Annotated in this window: 15 protein-coding genes; 5 read left to right on the top strand and 10 right to left on the bottom strand. The window is 64.4% G+C overall.

Annotated elements, in window-relative coordinates; translation table 11 throughout:
- Nucleotides 1–25: 25 nt before the first annotated feature.
- Nucleotides 26–2008, top strand: a complete 1983-nt coding sequence (gene shc, locus JQ580_RS16595; RefSeq protein ID WP_212281125.1) for a squalene--hopene cyclase — start codon at nt 26–28, stop codon at nt 2006–2008.
- Nucleotides 2005–2754 carry a phosphorylase gene (locus JQ580_RS16590; RefSeq protein WP_212281124.1) on the top strand — a complete coding sequence of 250 codons (750 nt, stop codon included), beginning with the start codon at nt 2005–2007 and terminating at the stop codon, nt 2752–2754. The genes shc and JQ580_RS16590 overlap by 4 nt, the downstream gene beginning before the upstream one ends.
- Nucleotides 2755–3911: 1157 nt before the next feature.
- Here JQ580_RS16590 and hpnH read toward each other — a convergent pair.
- A complete protein-coding gene (hpnH, locus tag JQ580_RS16585; RefSeq protein ID WP_212281123.1) occupies nt 3912–5072 on the bottom strand; it encodes an adenosyl-hopene transferase HpnH in 1161 nt (386 codons plus the stop codon).
- A gap of 36 nt (nt 5073–5108) precedes the next feature.
- Entirely contained in the window at nt 5109–6035 is a 927-nt protein-coding gene (ispH, locus tag JQ580_RS16580) for a 4-hydroxy-3-methylbut-2-enyl diphosphate reductase (RefSeq protein ID WP_212281122.1), read from the bottom strand.
- Between the two features lie 449 nt (nt 6036–6484).
- Here ispH and hpnN point away from each other — a divergent pair, with 449 nt between their 5' ends.
- Nucleotides 6485–9073, top strand: coding sequence for a hopanoid transporter HpnN (gene hpnN / locus JQ580_RS16575; protein WP_212281121.1), 2589 nt, complete (start codon nt 6485–6487; stop codon nt 9071–9073).
- On the opposite strand, the gene JQ580_RS16570 is transcribed toward hpnN, so the two are convergent.
- Nucleotides 9041–9667, bottom strand: a complete 627-nt coding sequence (locus JQ580_RS16570) for a DUF2147 domain-containing protein (RefSeq protein ID WP_212281120.1) — start codon at nt 9665–9667, stop codon at nt 9041–9043. The two genes, hpnN and JQ580_RS16570, sit on opposite strands and share 33 nt — an antisense overlap.
- 141 nt (nt 9668–9808) lie before the next feature.
- Here JQ580_RS16570 and hpnO point away from each other — a divergent pair, with 141 nt between their 5' ends.
- On the top strand, nt 9809–11200 hold the full coding sequence (gene hpnO, locus JQ580_RS16565; protein WP_094975218.1) for an aminobacteriohopanetriol synthase HpnO: 1392 nt from the start codon (nt 9809–9811) through the stop codon (nt 11198–11200).
- A 109-nt stretch (nt 11201–11309) separates the two neighbouring features.
- Here the strand turns inward: hpnO and JQ580_RS16560 are convergent, their stop codons facing one another.
- From JQ580_RS16560 to JQ580_RS16535, 6 genes are all read right to left on the bottom strand, one after another.
- The gene (locus JQ580_RS16560; RefSeq protein WP_212281119.1) at nt 11310–12074 is read right to left on the bottom strand and encodes an anti-sigma factor family protein; all 765 of its coding nucleotides are present in this window, start codon (nt 12072–12074) and stop codon (nt 11310–11312) included.
- Nucleotides 12071–12622: a sigma-70 family RNA polymerase sigma factor gene (locus JQ580_RS16555; protein WP_212281118.1), complete on the bottom strand. Its 552-nt coding sequence runs from the start codon at nt 12620–12622 to the stop codon at nt 12071–12073. Before JQ580_RS16555 ends, JQ580_RS16560 begins: the two co-directional genes overlap by 4 nt.
- A 103-nt stretch (nt 12623–12725) precedes the next feature.
- A complete protein-coding gene (locus tag JQ580_RS16550) occupies nt 12726–13061 on the bottom strand; it encodes a cupredoxin domain-containing protein (protein WP_212281117.1) in 336 nt (111 codons plus the stop codon).
- 12 nt (nt 13062–13073) lie between these two features.
- Nucleotides 13074–14018, bottom strand: a complete 945-nt coding sequence (locus JQ580_RS16545; protein ID WP_212281116.1) for a metallophosphoesterase family protein — start codon at nt 14016–14018, stop codon at nt 13074–13076.
- A 232-nt stretch (nt 14019–14250) separates the two neighbouring features.
- Nucleotides 14251–15132 (bottom strand): alpha/beta fold hydrolase, encoded by an 882-nt coding sequence (locus JQ580_RS16540; RefSeq protein WP_212281115.1) that lies wholly within the window; start codon nt 15130–15132, stop codon nt 14251–14253.
- Between the two features lie 12 nt (nt 15133–15144).
- Complete coding sequence (locus JQ580_RS16535; RefSeq protein ID WP_212281114.1) at nt 15145–16764, bottom strand: GMC family oxidoreductase; 1620 nt, start codon at nt 16762–16764, stop codon at nt 15145–15147.
- A gap of 213 nt (nt 16765–16977) precedes the next feature.
- Here JQ580_RS16535 and JQ580_RS16530 point away from each other — a divergent pair, with 213 nt between their 5' ends.
- Nucleotides 16978–18150 carry a M20 aminoacylase family protein gene (locus tag JQ580_RS16530; RefSeq protein WP_212281113.1) on the top strand — a complete coding sequence of 391 codons (1173 nt, stop codon included), beginning with the start codon at nt 16978–16980 and terminating at the stop codon, nt 18148–18150.
- 75 nt (nt 18151–18225) lie between these two features.
- Here the strand turns inward: JQ580_RS16530 and JQ580_RS16525 are convergent, their stop codons facing one another.
- Complete coding sequence (locus JQ580_RS16525) at nt 18226–19854, bottom strand: inorganic phosphate transporter (RefSeq protein WP_212281112.1); 1629 nt, start codon at nt 19852–19854, stop codon at nt 18226–18228.
- Nucleotides 19855–19894 lie beyond the last annotated feature (40 nt).

Here is a 19894-nt window from a genome sequence, read left to right as displayed (position 1 = left end):
TCGACTATCGGAGCAATCGAGCGAGATGGATTCCGTGAACGCGACCAGCCGTGAAGGCCTTCAGCCAGGGATCTTGCAACCGGGCGTCCTGGAATCGAGCATTGCATCGGCGACCGAGGGCGTCATCGGCTTCCAGCAGGCCGACGGCCATTGGGTGTTCGAGCTCGAGGCCGACTGCACGATCCCCGCCGAATACGTCCTGTTGCGCCACTACCTCGCCGAGCCGGTCGATGCCGTGCTCGAGGCCAAGATCGCCAACTATCTGCGCCGCATCCAGGGCGCCCATGGCGGCTGGCCGCTGGTGCATGACGGCGAGTTCGACATGAGCGCCAGCGTGAAGGCTTACTTCGCGCTGAAGATGATCGGCGATTCCATCGACGCGCCGCACATGGTACGTGCGCGCGAGGCGATCCATGCGCGCGGCGGCGCCATTCACAGCAACGTCTTCACGCGCTTCATGCTGGCGATGTTCGGCGTGGTGACCTGGCGCGCGGTGCCGGTGCTGCCGATCGAGATCGTGCTGCTGCCGTTCTGGTCGCCGTTCCACATCAACAAGATCTCCTACTGGGCGCGCACCACCATGGTGCCGCTGATGGTCATCGCCGCGCTCAAGCCGCGCGCGAAGAATCCGAAGGGGGTCGGCATCGACGAGCTGTTCCTGCAGGATCCGCGCTCGATCGGCATGACCGCGAAGGCGCCGCACCAGAGCATGGCCTGGTTCCTGCTGTTCCGCTCGCTCGACGCGATCCTGCGCGTCATCGAGCCGATGTTCCCGAAGAGCCTGCGCAAGCGTGCGATAGATGCCGCGCTCGCCTTCACCGAGGAGCGGCTCAACGGCGAGGACGGCATGGGCGCGATCTACCCGCCCATGGCCAACATCGTCATGATGTACGACGCGCTCGGCAAGGACGAGAACTTCCCGCCGCGCGCGATCACGCGCCGGGGCATCGACAAGCTGCTGGTGATCAAGGACGACGAGGCCTATTGCCAGCCCTGCGTCTCGCCGGTGTGGGATACGACGTTGACCGCGCATGCGCTGCTGGAAGCCGGCGGCGACAAGGCGGTGCCTGCGGCAAGGCAGGGCCTCGACTGGCTGATCCCCAAGCAGGAGCTTCAGGTCAAGGGCGACTGGGCGGTGAAGCGGCCTGACGTGCGTCCGGGCGGCTGGGCCTTCCAGTACAACAATGCGCATTACCCCGATCTCGACGACACCGCCGTGGTGGTGATGTCGATGGACCGCATGCGCCGGGAGCATGGTGCGACCGGCTACGACGCCGCGATCGCCCGTGGCCGGGAGTGGATCGAGGGCATGCAGAGCGACGACGGCGGCTGGGCTGCCTTCGACGTCAACAATCTCGAATATTACCTGAACAACATCCCGTTCTCCGACCACGGCGCGCTGCTCGACCCGCCGACCGAGGATGTCACGGCGCGCTGCATCTCGATGCTGGCCCAGCTCGGCGAGACCGCGCAGACCAGCAAGCACGTGGCCGACGGGGTCGCCTATCTCAGGAAGACCCAGCACCCGGAGGGCTCCTGGTACGGCCGCTGGGGCATGAACTTCATCTATGGAACCTGGTCGGTGCTCTGCGCCCTCAACATGGCGGGCGTCCGCCACGACGACCCCATGATTCGCAAGGCCGCGGCCTGGCTAGCCTCGATCCAGAACAAGGATGGCGGCTGGGGCGAGGACGCCGTCAGCTACCGGCTCGATTACAAGGGTTGGGAGGCCGCCCCCTCGACCGCCTCGCAAACGGCATGGGCCTTGCTTGCCCTGATGGCGGCAGGCGAGGTTGATCACCCGGCCGTCGCCCGCGGGGTGGAGTACCTGATTGCAACACAAAACAAAAAAGGACTGTGGGACGAGCAGCGGTACACTGCCACAGGCTTCCCCCGCGTGTTCTATCTGCGGTATCATGGTTACCCAAAGTTCTTTCCGTTGTGGGCACTGGCGCGGTATCGGAACTTGCGGAACACCAACAGCAGGGTGGTAGGGGTCGGGATGTGACTTTGGGGACGGGGGACTTTTTCACCGCGGGCAACGCCATTGATCCGCGGCCGATCTTGATCGTGACCGGACTGGTTCAAGAGGCCCGCATCGCAGCCGGGCCGGGAATGGCCGTGATTTGTTCGTCCAGCAGCCCGACCCAGTTGCGGGCGCTGCTGACCGTGGTGGATCCCCAGACGATTCGCGGCGTGATCTCGTTCGGCGTTGCCGGCGGGCTCGACCCGAGCTTGCGCTCGGGCGACGTGGTGCTCGCGACCGAAGTACTCTCCGGGGATACCCGCTGGGCCGCGGGGCTCTCGCTCGGCGACGATTTGATCGACCGCCTGACCTCGGGCCGCCGCCGCGTGGTGCGCGGCAGCCTGGCCGGTGCCGAGGAAGTGGTCACCAAGCGCGCCTGCAAGGCGGCGCTGCATTCGGAGACCGGCGCCTCTGCCGTTGACATGGAAAGCCACATCGCGGCCGCCTACGCCGCCGAGGCCGGCTTGCCGTTCGCCGCGGTCCGCGTCATCAGCGATCCCGCCCATCGCGCCCTGCCGGCACTCGCCCGCGCCGCGATCAAGCCGAACGGCCAGATCGACCTTGCCGCTGTGCTGTTCGGCATCGTGCGCAATCCCGCCGCGCTACATGGACTGGTCTCGACCGGCATCGACTTCAACCGCGCGCTGCGGAGCCTGCGCGGCTGCCGCGATTATCTGATCGGGACGGAGCTGATCGAGAGCGAAGTGCTGGTGTCGAAGGCGGCGTGAGCGGAGCAGCGAGCTGAGAATAAAGGAAAGCCCGGTCTTGCGACTGGGCTTTTTGTTTTGCCGTGAGCGATTGACCCATAGAGCGCATATGAAAACCAGCGGATTTCACTTGTCGGCCCTGTCAGTGGCTTTTACGTCGAGTTTCTCGGTCCAGGATTTCGGCTCTGGTGCAATCTGGGAGAGTCGTCGGCAATGGATCTGTCCGTCGACGACGTGCGTGCGCTGTTCACTTCTAGCCTGTGAACGTCAAGAAGCCATCAAGACCAGAATTGGGCGTTTGTCATGGACGACGGATGCCAGAGCAACCGAAGCGTCTCCTTGTGAAGTTCAGCGCGCCAAGCGGCTGGTCAAAATGACCCGTCGGGCAAAACACCCCAACACCCGTCAATCCCTCCGCGCAAAAATATTCCACTTTCCCGAATTTCGGATTTGTGACATAGAGCGTTTATCCCGGCCCTGCCAGAGGGGCGCTTCGCGATCGTCACGAGATGCGGGCCGGGGAGCGGTGGACGCGGCAGCGCCGGCGCGGAAGGGCGATGACAGGGACGGGCGACCGTTGAGTCATGCGCGACGCGAACGACACGGCGCCGTAACAGCGGCCGCGCTGGATATCGGGGGCGAGCACACGCGAGCGTCCGATGCTTTCGGCGAGGCCGTCCGCGGACGGAGAAGTCGTGTGGTCCCGGCGCCCGGGGTTCTGGCGTCAAGGCTCGCGGTGATGTGGCCGCCAACCGGTGCGCGCATCGATCAGCCGTGAGGCGACGGGGGCAATAGTGCAACGCTCCCCGAGGAGAGCACGAAGGACACCGTTAAAACCATCCGCGCAGGGAAGGCCGGGCGACCGGCAACACCTGTGATCCACCCCGTGTGCGTTTTCGATGCACGCGGACCGCGGGTGCCGCCGGCGCCCGGCCTTCCCTGCGCCCTCTGGTCCAGTTGAGGGCGGCAACGATCAGCAACACTCGGGCGAAATGCGCCGCGGGGATGCGAAGGCGCGCCTGCGATGAAGAGCGTTCATGGAGAAAGCGGGCCGTTGCCGCATACGCCGTCATTGCGAGTGAGCATCGTGCCTCGATGTCTCACGCGACTGGCGCAAAGGAAAAGGCCCGGTCGCGTTCGCGGCCGGGCCTTTGTCGTTTGTACGTATGATTGACGCTTTACGCCGCCGTCGACGCCTTCCGCGCGGCCTTTGCCTGCGCGGCTTCGGCCTCGTCCTTGCGGATCTCCGACAGGCGCTTCTGCACTTCCGACGAGAAGATGTACTGCGCCGGGCGCTGCTTGCTCATGTCGATCTCCGGCGCCATCGGACCCGTGGTCCTGATGCCGCGCAGCGAGACCCACATCGCCTTCAGCGGGTTGTTGAGCGCCGCAGTCGCCGCCGTCGGTTCGTAGCCGCAATGGGCCATACAGTCGGCGCACTTCTCGTAACGGCCGGTGCCGTAGCTGTCCCAGTCGGTGGTCTCCATCAGCTCCTTGAAGGTCTTGGCGTAGCCTTCACCGAGCAGGTAGCAGGGCTTCTGCCAACCGAAGATGTTGCGCGCGGGCATGCCCCACGGCGTGCACTCGTATTCCTGGTTGCCGGCGAGGAAGTCCAGGAACAGGCCGGAATGCATGAAATTCCACTTCTTGCCCTTGCCCATCGCAAAGACGTCGCGGAACAGCTTCTTGGTCTTGGTGCGGTTCAGGAAGTGCTCCTGGTCCGGTGCGCGCTCATAGGCGTAGCCCGGCGACATCGAGACGCCGACACCGAGCTCGACGGTGAGGTCGAGGAACTTCGCGATCTCCTCGGCCGGATGGCCGTCGAAGATGGTGGCGTTGACGTTGACGGTGAAGCCGCGCGCCTTGGCCGCCTTGATCGCGGACACCGCGCGGTCGAACACGCCCTTCTGCGACACCGCCTTGTCGTGGTGATCCTTCAGGCCGTCGAGATGGACGGAGAAGAACAGGTACGGGGAGGGCTCGAACAGATCGAGCTTCTTCTCGAGCAGCAGCGCGTTGGTGCAGAGCGAAACGAACTTCTTGCGCTCAACGAGGCCGCGCACGATCTCGCCGATCTCCTTGTGGATCAGCGGCTCGCCGCCGGGAATGGCGACCATCGGTGCGCCGCACTCGTCGGCCGCGTCCCAGCACTCCTGCGCGGTCATGCGGCGGTTGAGGATCGCATCGGGATAATCGATCTTGCCGCAGCCGACGCAGGCGAGGTTGCAGCGGAACAGCGGCTCCAGCATCAGCACGAGCGGGTAGCGTTTGCGGCCAAGCATCTTCTGCTTGAGCAAGTAGGCGCCGATACGCATTTCCTTGAAGAACGGAATAGCCATTACAAGTTTCTTTCTGGGCTTCTGAATTCGGGTGGGTCAGCTCGCAGCCAATTGGGCCGGAAGCCGGAATTCGATGTTTTCCTCGCGGCCCGGCAACACCTGGACCTTCACCGGTCCGATTCGCCGCATCGCTTCGATCACGTCATCCACGAGTACCTCGGGCGCCGAAGCACCGGCCGTGATGCCGACGCTCTCCGCATTCTTCAACCATTCCGGATTGAGCTCGCTGCCGTCGGCAATCAAATAACTCGCGACGCGGGCCTCGGTGCCGATTTCGCGAAGCCGGTTCGAATTCGAGCTATTGGCAGCGCCCACTACCAAGATCACGTCGACCAGCTTGCTCAAGTCCCTTACCGCAGATTGGCGGTTCTGTGTCGCATAGCAGATATCCCGGATATCCGGGCCTTGAATATCTGTAAAGCGGGCGTGAAGGGCCGAAATGATATCTTTGGTGTCGTCGACCGACAAGGTGGTCTGGGTGATGTAGGCCACTGGCGTATCTGCCGGCAAATTCAGGGTCTTAACCTCTTCGACGCTTTGAACGAGCAGCACCGGGGCGGGAACCTGGCCCATGGTGCCCTCGACCTCGGGGTGGCCGGCATGGCCGATCAGGATCAACGTGCGGCCTCTCGTGATGTAGCGCTTCCCCTGATTGTGAACTTTCGTGACCAGCGGGCAGGTGGCATTGAGCACGGGAAGGTCGCGCGCGGCGGCCTCTTCCTCGACGCTGCGGGCGACACCATGGGCGCTGAAAACGGTCACCGCTTTTGGTGGCACCTCGGAGAGTTCCTCGACGAAGATGGCCCCTTTGTTCTTCAGGCTCTCGACGACGTACTTGTTGTGCACGATCTCGTGGCGCACGTAGACGGGCGGCCCGTACTTCTCCAATGCTCGCTCCACGATTTCGATCGCACGCACCACGCCGGCGCAGAAGCCGCGCGGCTGCGCCAGATAAACTTCCATTGGACGTCCATCACGCAAGTTGCACCCATCCACTCCGTAAGGCGGACCTTGATACCAAGGCGCTGCAATATCCGCACCATTGGTTCGCGCACGCGGTAGCCAACCACCCCCACCGGGGCTCGGCGCATGGAGGCGCAATACTTTGTGTCAAAAAATCGGCAGAGGGGAAAGCTCGATGTTCCAAGTTCCCCGAGGCGGTTGAATTCGCGGTATTATAGTAGCGATATGGGTTAGCGCAACCCAGCGACATCAGTGACAAGCCCTTCGTCACTTTCCCGCCTCAACTCCCCGGCTATACCGGCCCCCCGCATGATTTTGCCACGGTCTTCCGCCGTTTACCTCGAACCTCCCGGCGGCGAGTGCCACTCAAAACAGCAATAGGTTTCGCCTGGGAACTCCGATAAACAGCGGGCGTTTCCGGCAAGCTGTTAACCGCAGAAAGAAAAGAAGTGCTGCAAAGCGTAGTCGTTGCCATCGTCAGGGCCTGCACCCGGTTTGCCTCCCTCGTCGTCGTTCTCGGGCTCCTGCTGTCGGTGGGAGCGGGCTATTACGCTGCGCGCCACTTCGCCATCAACACTGACATCAACTCGCTGATTTCCCAGAATCTCGACTGGCGCAAGCGCGACCAGCAGTTCGACAAGGCGTTCGATCAAAACGAAACGATCATCGCGGTGGTCGAGGCCCGCACGCCGGAGATGACGAGTGCGGCGGCGGACGCGCTCTATGCCCGGCTGAAGGATGACAAGACCAACTTCCAGTCCCTGCAGCAACTCGGCAGCGGCGAGTTCTTCGAGAAGAACGGACTGCTGTTCCTGCCGACCGAAGAGGTCGGCAAGATCACCAGCCAGTTCGAGTCCGCGGCGCCCCTGATCGAGATCATGGCCGGCGATCCCTCGATCCGCGGCCTGACCGGCGCGCTGGAGACCGGACTTGCCGGCGTCAAGCGCGGCCAGGTCAAGCTCGACAACACCGCGCGTCCGTTCAACCTGATCGCGCAGACCGTCGAGACCGTGCTCAACAAGGGCGATGCGAGCTTCTCCTGGCGCGAGCTCGTCAGCGACGAGCCGCTGAAGGATTCCGACAAGCGCGCCTTCATCGAGTTCAAGCCGATCCTCGACTACAACGCGCTGGAGCCCGGCAAGGATGCCACCAACGCGATCCGCAAGGCCGCAGCCGATCTGGATTTCGCGGACAAGTACCAGGCGCGGGTGCGCCTGACCGGTCCGGTCCCGATCGCCAACGAGGAATACGCCACCGTCCAGGAAGGCGCCGTCGTCAACGGCATCGGCACCGTGCTCGTCGTGCTGCTCATCCTCTGGATGGCGCTGCACTCGTCGAAGATCATTTTCGCGGTTTTCGTCAATCTCTTCGTCGGCCTCGCGCTGACGACCGCGGCCGGCCTGATGATGGTCGGATCGTTCAATCTGCTGTCGATCGCGTTTGCGGTGCTGTTCGTCGGCCTCGGCGTGGATTTCGGCATCCAGTACAGCGTTCGCTACCGCTCGGAGCGCTACAAGCACAACGATCTCACGGGCGCGCTGGTGCTGGCCGCGAAGCGCTCGGCGGTGCCGCTGTCGCTCGCGGCGATGGCGACCGCGGCCGGCTTCCTCTGCTTCATGCCGACCGATTACAAAGGCATCGCAGAGCTCGGCCAGATTGCCGGCGTCGGCATGCTGGTGGCGTTCCTCTCCTCGATCACCATTCTGCCGGCCATGCTGAAACTGCTCAACCCGCCCGGCGAGAAGGAGCCGGTCGGCTACGCCTTCCTGGCGCCGGTCGATCACTTCCTGGAAAAGCATCGCGTGCTGGTGGTGGGCGGCACGCTGCTGCTGGCTGTCGCCGGCCTGCCGCTGCTCTATTTCATGAAGTTCGACTTCAACCCGATGAACCTGCGCAACCCGAAGGCCGAATCGATCGCGACCTTTCTCGACCTGCGCAAGGACCCCAACACCGGCGCCAACGCCATCAACGTGATGGTCACGTCCGAGGAGCAGGCCAAGCAGGTCGAGGCCAAGCTGGAAAAGGTGCCTGAGGTGCTGCGGGTGATGTCGCTCAACAGCTTCGTGCCGGAGGATCAGCCGCCGAAGCTGAAGCTGCTGGCGCAGGGCGCCAAGGTGTTGAATCCCGCACTCAACCCCGATCAGATCGATGCGGCGCCGACCGACAAGGAAAACGTCGATTCGCTGAAATCCTCAGTCGACAATCTGCGCCGGACAGCGGGCGAGGCGACGGGCCCGGGCGCCATCGCCTCGCGTCGCCTGGCTGACGCACTCGAAAAGCTCGCCAACGGCGACGAGGCTACGCGCAACAAGGCGCAGAACGTCTTCGTCGCGCCGATGAAGATCGTATTCGACCAGCTCAGGAACGCGATGCAGGCCGGGCCGGTCACCCTCAATTCACTGCCGCCCGATCTCGTCAGCGGCTGGAAGAGCAAGGACGGCATCATCCGGGTCGAGGCGCTGCCCAAGGGCGATCCCAATGACAACGACACGCTGCGCAAATTTGCGGCGGCGGTGCTGGTCGCCGAGCCGACCGCGATCGGTGGGCCGGTCTCGATCCTGAAATCCGGCGACACCGTGGTGAAGGCGTTCATCCACGCCGGCATCTACGCGCTGCTGGTGATCGGCCTGCTGCTGTGGATCACCTTGCGCCGCTTCGTCGACGTGTTGATGACTCTGGTGCCGCTGCTGGTTGCCGGCGCGGTGACGCTCGAGATCTGCGTGTTGGTCGGCCTGCCGCTCAACTTCGCCAATATCGTCGCGTTCCCGCTGCTGCTCGGCGTCGGCGTCGCCTTCAAGATCTATTACGTCGTGGCCTGGCGCTCAGGCAGGACCAACCTGCTGCAGACCAGCCTGACGCGTGCGATCTTCTTCAGCGCGCTGACGACCGCGACCGCGTTCGGCAGCCTGTGGCTGTCGAGCCATCCCGGGACGTCCAGCATGGGCAAGCTGCTCGCACTCTCGCTGGTGACGACGCTTGCCGCCGTGCTGCTGTTTCAGCCCGCCCTAATGGGCAAACCCCGCAATCTCAGGGAGTAGGCAGATGTCGCCGACCGGATCGGCCGCGCCCTTCTGACCGGGCTTGGCCGCGCCGGCGGGTTTCGGGGCTGCGGGCGCAGGCGCGGCGGCAATCGTCGTACCTGCGGCCTTCGGCGCCGCGCCGGCAGACTTCGGCGCGCCCTTGGCCATGGCGTTGGCGGTGCTTGAGGGGATCGGCGGGCCGACCCGGGTCCAGGTTTCGCCGCCGCAGAGGAACCCCATCACGCAGCCCTTGATTTCGAGCTGGTCGGTTCCGGCCGGCGTGATGGTCGCGCTGTAGAGCTGGCCGTCCTTGGCGTTGTAGACCTGCCCTTCCCACTGCTCGGCGCCGGGCTTCTTCTTCATGTCGATCAAGGTCACCATGCCCAGCGTGGGCCTGGTCTTCTTCGAGGCATCAGGATTGTTCTCGTCGCGGCCGCCGGGCTGCTTTTCCCAAGAAACGGCGCCCCACATGCTGCCATTGCATTGGGCAACGCGAATGTTGGCAACGCCGTCGGCGACCCGCCAGTCGCCGGTGGGATCGGCGGCGAGCGCCGGTGTCAGGCAGGTGTAACCGCCAGCCAGTATTAGTCCGGTGTAAAGGGCTAAACGCATGATAGTTCCTTGGCAGTGCAACATGGGCTAAAGCTGTGCTTGCGAAGATGGTCCGAAAAAGGGCAAAAGGCCGCACAGACCGTTTTCTGTCACGGTCCGTTTTCTGTTGACGAGACGGCCCTCAAGCGAAGTATGTAGCGGATGCACAGCCCAAATCCAGACATGTCTCAGCTTTTCGCGGACCGTCAGGCCCAGCGCAGCACCCTGCATAATCGGTATCTGAACGAGCAGTTCGTTCGGGTTCTCAAGACCATCGGCTACGATGTCGGCTTCCAGAAGGGGCAGGGGCAATATCTGTACGATCGCGACGGCGCGCGCTATCTCGACCTGCTGTCCGGCTTCGGCGTGTTCGCGATCGGGCGCAATCATCCGGTCATGCGCGATGCGCTCAAGAGCGTGCTCGATGCCGACCTGCCCAACCTCGTCCAGTTCGACGTCTCGGTGCTGGCCGGCGTGCTGGCCGAGCGGCTGCTGAAATATGTCCCGTATCTGGACAAGGTGTTCTTCGCCAATTCCGGCGCCGAATGCGTCGAAGCCGCGATCAAGTTCGCGCGAGGCGCCACCGGCCGTCCCGGTATCGTCTACTGCGCCCACGGCTATCACGGTCTGACCTATGGCGCGCTGTCGCTGACGGGTGATTCGAACTTCCGCACCGGCTTCGAGCCGCTGCTGCCAGGCTGCACCTCGATCCCGTTCAACGATCTGGCCGCGCTGGAAAAGGCGCTGGCCTCGCGCGAGGTCGCGGCCTTCGTTGTCGAGCCGATCCAGGGCAAGGGCGTCAACATGCCCACCGACGAGTTCCTGCCGGGCGCCGCCGCGCTCTGCAAGAAATACGGCACGCTGTTCGTCGCCGACGAAATCCAGACCGGCATGGGCCGCACCGGCCGCTTCCTCGCGGTGGAGCACTGGAACGTCGAGCCCGACATGGTGCTGCTGTCGAAGTCGCTGTCCGGCGGCCACGTGCCGGTCGGCGCGGTGCTGACGCGCAAGGCCATCTTCGACAAGATTTTCAATCAGATGGATCGCGCCGTGGTGCACGGTTCGACCTTCTCGAAAAATGACCTCGCCATGGCCGCGGGCATTGCCACGCTCGACGTCATGGAGTCCGAGAAGCTGATCGAGTCCGCGGCCAAGCGTGGCGCCGAGCTTCGCCTCGCGCTGACGCGCATGGTGCCCGGCTACGAGCTGATGAAGGAAGTGCGCGGCAAGGGCCTGATGATCGGCGTCGAGTTCGGTCCGCCGAAATCGCTGCGGCTGCGTGCCTCCTGGAACGTGCTGGAAGCCGCCAACAAGGGCCTGTTCTGCCAGCTCATCACCGTTCCGCTGTTCAAGGATCACAAGATCCTGACCCAGGTCGCCGGCCACGGCAGCCACACCATCAAGCTGCTGCCGCCGCTCACCATCACCGAGGAAGATTGTAGCTGGATCGAGAAGGCGTTCGACGACGTCATCGCCGGCAGCCACAAGGTCCCCGGCGCGATCTGGTCGCTCGGCAAGACGCTGGTGGACAACGCGGTGCGGCGGTCGGCATAAGACGCCGATCTGTTTCAACGATCGTCATTGCGAGCGCAGCAAAGCAATCCAGTATCCCGCTGAGGCGTTCTGGATTGCTTCGCTGCGCTCGCAATGACAGCCGAGACCGCTACCCCTCCACATTCGCCTTCATCGCCGCCTCGAACTTGTCGACGAACTCGGCGAGCTCGTCGGCGCCGATATCGCTGACGGCCCAGAAATTCAGGCCGCGCTCGCCCCAGCGGCGGCAGTTGAAGCCCTGCATGGTCTGCGTCTTCGGCGGCCGGTGTTCGGTGCTCGAGGTCTGCGATACGAACAGGTTGATCACATGCTGGCGCCGCTTGTAGACCACGGCGCCGATGGCGCGGGCGTCGATGTAGTCGAGCCGGCCGCCGATGAGCGTGAAGCCTTGCGCGGTGAGGTCGATCACGGGCGGAGCGACGTCGAGCTTGCCGTTGAACCACGGCTTGACCGTGTGCCGGTCGGTCGAGACCACGTCGATGAGATGGCCGGCCTGCAGCGAGCGCAGATGCGCCGAGACGACCTCCGAGAGGATACGCTGCTGGTCGTCCTGGCGCAGCACCACGGCGACGATGCCCGTTGCGGCGAGCGCTGAGACCGCCGAGCCCATCGCAAAGCCACGCAGCACGGAGCGGCGGCTCGGCTGGCGTCGCGGCTCTGGCAATGACGCCTCGATCCGCTCGCGCAGGCTGGCGGGCGCGGTGTAACGCAGATTGGTGTCGGCGAGCACGCGCTGCATCTCGCGCTGTGCGGCAAACTCAGCCGCGCAAGCCGTGCAGCCGGCGATATGGGCTTCGACCTCGCGCGCATGGCCAGCGTCGAGTTCGCCGTCGAGCAGCGCGTGAAGCATGATCCTTGCTTCGTCGCAAGTCATCTGGAGTGCTCCTCTTCCGCCGTCCATGCCGCGCGCAACATGGCGCGGGCACGGGCGAGGCGGGACATCACGGTGCCGATGGGCGCGCCGACGGACTCTGCGATTTCACGATAGGACAAATGGTTGATCTCGCGCAGCACGAAGGTTTCCTTGAAAGGTTCGGCGAGCGCGTCGATCAGCTTGCGGATGGCGCCGGCATCGCGGCTGCGCAGCACCTCAGTCTCCGGGCTCGCCTCGCTCTCCTGCCAGATCGGTGTCTGCTCGGCGGCACCGGGCATGTCCTCGAGCGCGCTGGGCCTGTGGGCGCGCCGTGCGTATTCGGCGTTGCAGACATTGCGCAGGATCGCGAACAGCCAAGGCTTCATCGCGGGCCCGCGATAGCTGTCGAAGTGCTTCAGCGCGCGCAGATAGCACTCCTGCACCGCATCTTCCGCGTCGGAGGCGTCGCGCAGCAGGTAGCGCGCGAGCGTGTAGACATCGTCGAGATGGGGCAGCGCCGCTTCCCGAAAACGCCGCGCCTTGTCTGGATCGTCGCTTGTCGCTGGCATCGCCGCTCGCTTTGCCGTTTCACCTGTTGTCGCCGGAGACGCAGGAGTTCGGCCGGCGGGGGACCACCGGCCGGGCAGGACGTTGATGCCTGGGTTGGAGACGTTACTCAACCTTGATCATCCCCGTCATGTGCGGGTGCAGCGAACAAAAATATTTGTAGTCGCCCGCATTGGTGAACGTGAAGGAGAACTTGTCGTCGGTGTCCAAGGTCTTGGACCTGAACTTGCCGGCCGACACCACGGTGTGCGGGATGTCATCCCGGTTGGTCCAGGTCACGGTGGTGCCGGCCTTGATCTTGAGCTCGGCCGGCTGGAAGACGAAATTGTCGATATGGACCTCCATGTCGTCGGCACGGGCGGTCGTCGCGGGCAACAGGATGGCCGCGGCCAGGGACAGGCCGAAATCGACACTGAAGTCGCGACGGTTGAGAATCTTCATTGTCAGCTCCACTCAGCCCTGGAGCGGCGTGTCGATGATCGCCAGCCGCTGCTCGTTCTGCTTGAAGTTGATGCTGGCGACGCCGAGCATGGAGCGCAGCTTTGCGTCCTCGACCTTCATCGGGCCCGGCGATGAGGCAGCTCCCGGCGCCGGCTGCGGGAAAGCGGTCGAACGCGCGGTGTGGAAGGTGACGTTGCCCTCGACCTTCTGCATCACCTGGTGGATGTGCCCGTTCAGCACGGTGACCGAGCCGAAGCCTTTCACCTGCTCGAGCGCACGGCCACCGTCCTCGGTGCCCCAGCCCCATTCCGGATAGACGGTCCAGAGCGGGATGTGCGCGAACAGCACGATCGGCGTCGATTTCGACTTGCCGCGCAGATCGTCCTCGAGCCAGGCGAGCTGCTCGGCGCCGAGATTGCCGAGGCCTCCGGCCTTGAGATCGACGACGTTGACGAGGCCGATGAAGTGCACGCCACCGGCGTCGAAGGAATACCAGCCCTGGCCCTTGCTGCCACGGCCATAGCGTTCGCGATAGAATTTCACCTCCTCATCCAGGAAGTCATGCTCGCCGGGCACGTAGTGCACGTCGAGCTTGCTCTGCGAGATGATGCGATCGGCATTGTCGAACTCGGCGGCCTTCGACAGATGGGTGATGTCGCCGGTGTGGATCATAAAGGCCGGCTTTGTCGGCATCGCGTTGATCTTGCCGACGGCCTCCTCCAGCGTGCCGAGCGCGTTGGGATTGGCCGGCTTGTCGAAGCCGACATGGCTGTCGCTGATCTGCAGGAACGTCATGCCGGGCGTCACTGCGGTCGCAGCCTGCGCGGAATCGATGATGCCGAGCGAGCGCGGCACGCCGCCCGTGACGGTCCAGAGCACCCCGGTGCCGGCCCAGGTCATGCATTCCAGCACCTTGCGGCGGTTGACGCCGTTCTCCCCGTGATCGTGTCCGCTCATCGCATCCTCCGCCTCGCCCGGAATTGGGCTTCGGGGAGGTGATTGGCGGAATGGGAGGCTTATTCCCGGATGGGATGACGTTTTCGTGAGGTAGCCTCGTGTCCCGGAGGCGCTGCACCGCGTAGCGTTTGCTGCGCAAAGCCGGGACCATAGAGCTAAACGGCACGCGGTAAGATTGGCCCCGGCTCAGCGCGGCAGCTTTGCACGCTGCAGCGCGTCCGGGGCACGGGATCTACTTCGCGAATTCCCGCACAGCTTTCACCACACACTCCGGCACTTCCTGCGCTACGCAGTGCCCGGCGTCGTCGAAGACGAGCGTGCTGACCCGCGGAATCAGCGCGACCGCGCGCCTTGCCATCTCCTTATAGATCGGTCCCGACTTCGCGGCCGTCGTGACGCGGACCGGGCAGTCGATCTCGGCAAGCTTCGTAAACGGATTGCCGCGGGCGTCGCCGAGGTAAACCTGCTCCATCGCCTCGTAAATCGGACGCAGGATCGCCGACTCGATCTCAGGCGTGCAGCAAAGCCGCACCCGGCCATCGTCAAGCGTCGTGAAGCCATGGCGCACATATGCCTGCAGCGAGGTCTCTGTCCAATCCGCAAAGGACGGCGCGGCGCGGTAGCGCGCGAACACGGCGTCGGCGTTCTCGAACTCAGCACGCCGGCGCAACGTGCCTTGGACACGGGCGACGGATTCGTCGTCCAATCCCCCGGTACGCGCGGCACGCGGGTCCATCACCGTCGGCTCCATCACGAACAGGCGTGCGAAGCGCCCGGGCACAAGGTTTGCCGCGAGCAGCAGATCCGTCGCACCGGCGCTGTGACCGATCCCGTAGACATCATGCAGATCGAGCGCGTCGATCACCCCGCAGACATCCTCGGCATAGTCCAGAAAGTGATAGGCGCCGGGCTTGTCACTCGCACCGTGGCCGCGGCGGTCGAGCGCATAGACGGTGTAGCTTGATGCAAGCTCGCGCGCGACATCTTCCCAAACAGCAGCGACGAAGCCGGTGCCATGCACGAGCAGGGCAGGCGGCTTGCCGCTCTCGCCCCATTGCAGCATGGCGATCTCAGTCTTGGAGGAGCTGATGGAAAAACGACGAGGGCTGATCATGTCGACGGGCCGCTACTTCGCATCCTCCAGGATCATCGTCGCGCCCTTCTCGGCGATCATCGCTGTTGGCGTGTTGGTGTTGCCCGAGGTGATGGTCGGCATGATCGAGGCATCGACGATGCGCAGGCCTTCGAGCCCGTAGAAGCGCAGGCGCTCGTCGACCACCGCCATTGGATCGTTCACCGCGCCCATCTTGGCGGTGCCGACGGGATGGAAGATCGTGGTGCCGATATCGCCGGCGGCTTTCGCGAGCGAGGCATCGTCATCGCCGACGGAGGGGCCCGGCAAATATTCGCTCGGGCGATATTTGGCCAGCGCCTTCTGCTGCATCAGGCGTCGCGTGGTGCGGATGGCGTCGGCGCCGACCTGGCGGTCGTCGTCGGTCGACAGGTAGTTCGGCGCAATGATCGGCTTCTCGTCGGGGCTCGCCGAGCGCAGCCGCACGGTGCCGCGCGAGGTCGGTTGCAGATTGCAGGCGCTGACGGTGATGGCGGGGAAGCGGTGCAGGGGATCGCCGAACTTGTCGAGCGACAGCGGCTGCACATGGAACTGGATGTTGGCGCGCGCGCGGGTCGCGTCCGAGCGCGTGAAGATGCCGAGTTGCGATGGCGCCATCGTCAGAGGGCCGCGGCGGCGGAAGGCGTAGTCGAGCCCCATCAGGCCGCGGCGGACCAAATTGTAATAGGTCTCGTTGAGCGTCCGCACGCCCTCGACCTTGTAGATCGCGCGCTGCTGCAGGTGGTCCTGCAGATTGCGCCCCACCCCGGGCTTGTCCATGACGATGTCGATGCCGAGCGGCGACAGCCAATCCGCCGGGCCGATGCCGGAGCGATGCAGCACCTGCACCGATCCGATCGAGCCTGCCGAGAGGACCACTTCGCGTTTCGCACGCGCTTCGATCATCTCGCCGTTCTGGATGAAGCGCACGCCGACGGCGCGGCCCTGCTCGATGATCAGGCGGTCGACCAGTACATGCTTCTCGAGCCGCAGGTTCGGGCGCTTCAGGGCGGGCTTGAGGAAGCCGCGCGCCGAGGACCAGCGCCGGCCGCGCTTCTGGTTGACGTGGAAATAGCTGGTGCCTTCGTTGTCGCCGGTGTTGAAATCAGGGATGCGCTTGATCCCCATCTGCTCGGCGGCATCCCCAACGGCATCGAGAACGTCCCATGACAATCGTGGCGCCTCGATGCGCCAGCCGCCGCCCGCGCCGTGATGCTCGCTCGCCCCCAGGAAGTGATCTTCGAGCCGCCTGAACAGCGGCAGCACATCCTCATAGCCCCAGCCGGTCATGCCGAGCTGGCGCCAATGATCATAGTCGGCGGCCTGGCCGCGCATCGAGATCATGGCGTTGATTGCCGAGCAGCCGCCGATCACCTTGCCACGGGGATAGGCCAGCGACCGGCCGTTCAGGCCGGGCTCGGCCTCGGTCTTGAACATCCAGTCCGAGCGCGGATTGCCGATGGCGAAGAGATAGCCGACGGGGATGTGGAACCAGATCCAGTTATCATCGCCGCCTGCTTCGAGGACCAGGACGCGTTTGCCGGGATCGGCCGACAGGCGGTTGGCGACGATGCAGCCCGCCGTACCTGCGCCGACGACGATGTAGTCAAATTCACCTTCGAGCCGTCTCGGCATCCTGCTTCCACCCAACAAGCGCTTCATGTCCGGGCATATCCCAGGCATCCACGTCCTTTCCGATCTAATAGTCAGACGGGGATGGCCAAGACAAGCCGGCTACGAGCCCGGCCATGACGAGAGGACAGGGTTACCCTCGGCCCGCGGCAGTTGGGTGGACTGGCGCTTGCATGTTAGACAGTCCTGCATTTTCAACAACGTCTGAGACCCTCCATGCCCATCGTGAACCGCGTCGCCGACCTTCAACCCGATATTCAGGCCTGGCGCCGGGACATCCATGAGCACCCCGAGCTTCTCTATGACGTGCACCGCACTGCAGCATTCGTCGCGGACCGGCTGCGCGAATTCGGCTGCGATGAGGTCGTCACCGGCCTCGGCCAGACCGGCGTGGTCGGGGTGATCAAGGGGAACAAGCCGGCCGGCGAAGGGCTCAAGACCATCGGCCTGCGCGCCGACATGGATGCGCTGCCTGTCGAGGAGCAGACCAACCTGCCTTACGCCTCCAAGACTCCGGGCAAGATGCACGCTTGCGGCCATGACGGCCACACCGCGATGCTGCTCGGGGCCGCCCGCTACCTCGCCGAAACCCGCAACTTCGCCGGAGATGCGGTGGTGATCTTCCAGCCCGCCGAGGAGGGCGGCGCCGGCGGCGCGGCCATGGTCAAGGACGGCCTGATGGAGCGCTTCGGCATCGAGCAGGTCTACGGCATGCACAACGGTCCGGGCATCCCGATCGGCTCGTTCGCGATCCGGCCGGGCCCGATCATGGCGGCGACCGACGAGGTCGACATAATGATCGAGGGCCTCGGCGGCCATGCCGCGCGTCCGCACAAATGCATCGATTCCGTGCTGGTCGGCGCACAGGTGATCACGGCGCTGCAGTCGATCGTCGCGCGCAGTGTCGATCCGCTGGAGTCGGCGGTGATCTCGATTTGCGAATTCCACGCCGGCAACGCCCGCAACGTCATTCCGCAGACCGCGACGCTGAAGGGGACCATCCGCACGCTGTCGCCGGAGGTGCGCAAGCTGGTCGAGAAGCGCGTGCATGAAGTGGTGGCGGGCGTCGCGCAGATCACCGGCGCCAAGATCGACCTGCGCTACCATCGCAACTATCCCGTCGTGAACAACCACGCTGCGGAGACCGAGGTGGCGCGGCGCATTGCCAGGCAAGTCGCGGGCGATGCCAATGTGCACGAGATGCCGCCGCTGATGGGCGGCGAGGATTTCGCCTACATGCTGGAAGCGCGCCCCGGCGCCTTCATCTTCTGCGGCAACGGCGACAGCGCCGGGCTGCATCACCCCGCCTACAATTTCAACGACGAGGCGATCGTGTTCGGCACGTCGTATTGGGTGAAGCTGGTCGAGGAATCGCTCGCGGCGTCTTGAAGCCAAGCCGGAAGCACATGATGAAAAGGGCCCGTGCACCGCATGGGCCCTTCGTTTTGAGGGATCCAATCGGCTTCAGAAGATCCGCGAGAAGATCACGTAGAGCGTGGCCGACAGCATGATCGCGCAGGGCAGCGTCAGCACCCAGGCCATCAGCAAATTGCGGATGGTCGACCATTGCAGGCCCGAGCCGTTGGCCGCCATCGTGCCGGCGACGCCGGACGACAGCACGTGGGTGGTGGAGACGGGCAGGCCGAACACATCTGCGGCGCCGATCGTCGCTGCGGCCACCAGCTCGGCCGAAGCGCCCTGTGCATAGGTGAGATGGCTCTTGCCGATCTTCTCGCCGACCGTGATCACGATGCGCTTCCAGCCGATCATGGTGCCGAGGCCGAGCGCGATCGCAACCGCAACCTTCACCCAGGTCGGGATGAACTTCGTGGCGCTGTCGAGTCCGCCCTTGTAGGCGTTCAAGGTCGCGACCTCGTCCTTGCTGAGGTCGTTTTCCTTGTCCTTCATCAGGTAGCGGATCGCTTCGGAGGCCAGGTACATGTCGTTACGGGTGTTGCCGACCGCTTCAGCCGGTACCTTGTTGAGCGAGCCGTATTTCGCGACCTGGTCGCCGACATCCTTCACCAGCACCGACAGCGAAGGGTAGGTTCCCTCGCTGATGTGGTGCGAGGTGATGTACTGGGTCACCGCAGGACGGGGGTCGCCGATGATCGAGTGGCCGGCGCCCTTGGCCGCGATCACCTTAGAGGCCGCATCGGAGACCTTCTGAAACTGGGCGACCTGGGACTCCGGCAGCGCGCGGTTGAGCGCGTAGGCCGTCGGCACGGTGCCGATCAGGATCAGCATGATCAGGCCCATGCCCTTCTGGCCGTCGTTCGAGCCGTGAGCGAAGCTGACGCCGGTGCAGGTCGCGATCAGCAGGCCGCGGATCCAGAGCGGCGGCGCCTTGTTGCTTTCGGGCGCGGCATACAGGGCCGGGTTGCGCACGATGAACTTGAGCAGCAGCAACAGCACGGCAGCGCAGATGAAGCCGAACAGCGGCGACAGCAGCAGCGCATAGCCGATCTCGGTGGCCTTGCTCCAGTCGACGCCCGAGGTGCCGTCGCGGCCGCGCATGACGGCGTTGGCAACGCCGACGCCGATGATCGAACCGATCAGCGTGTGCGAGGAGGAGGCGGGCAGGCCGAAGAACCAGGTGCCGAGATTCCACAGGATCGCGGCGATCAAGAGCGCGAACACCATCGCGAAACCGGCGCTGGAGCCGACCTGCAGGATCAATTCGACCGGCAGCAGCGAGACGATGCCGAAGGCGACCGCACCGGAGGACATGAGCACGCCGAGGAAGTTGAAGAAGCCCGACCATATCACGGCAACTTCGGCCGGCAGAGAATGTGTGTAGATCACGGTCGCCACTGCATTGGCGGTGTCGTGGAAGCCGTTGACGAATTCGAATCCGAGCGCGATCAGGAGCGCGACGAACAGGAGGATGTAGGGCAGGTAGGTCGTCACCCGCGCGCCGGTGGCGTTGACATCGACATAGATGCTGTAGGCGACGAACAGCAGGCCCGCGGCAAGGATGCCGAAGAACAGGATCATCGTCAGCGGATTGAAGCCCTTGTCGAGATTCGGCCGCGAAGCCGGCTGGATCGGTGCGGGATCGGCTACCGCGCGGTCGAATGCAACATCGGTCATGTCTGGACGCCCCTTAACTTTGAAGTCAGGGTATTGTCCG

Origin of the sequence: Bradyrhizobium sp. SZCCT0148, from assembly GCF_018129985.1 — a bacterium.
Lineage (GTDB): Bacteria > Pseudomonadota > Alphaproteobacteria > Rhizobiales > Xanthobacteraceae > Bradyrhizobium > Bradyrhizobium japonicum_H.
The sequence above is the reverse complement of the archived record's forward strand: the minus strand, read 5'-3'. Positions and strand labels throughout refer to the sequence as shown.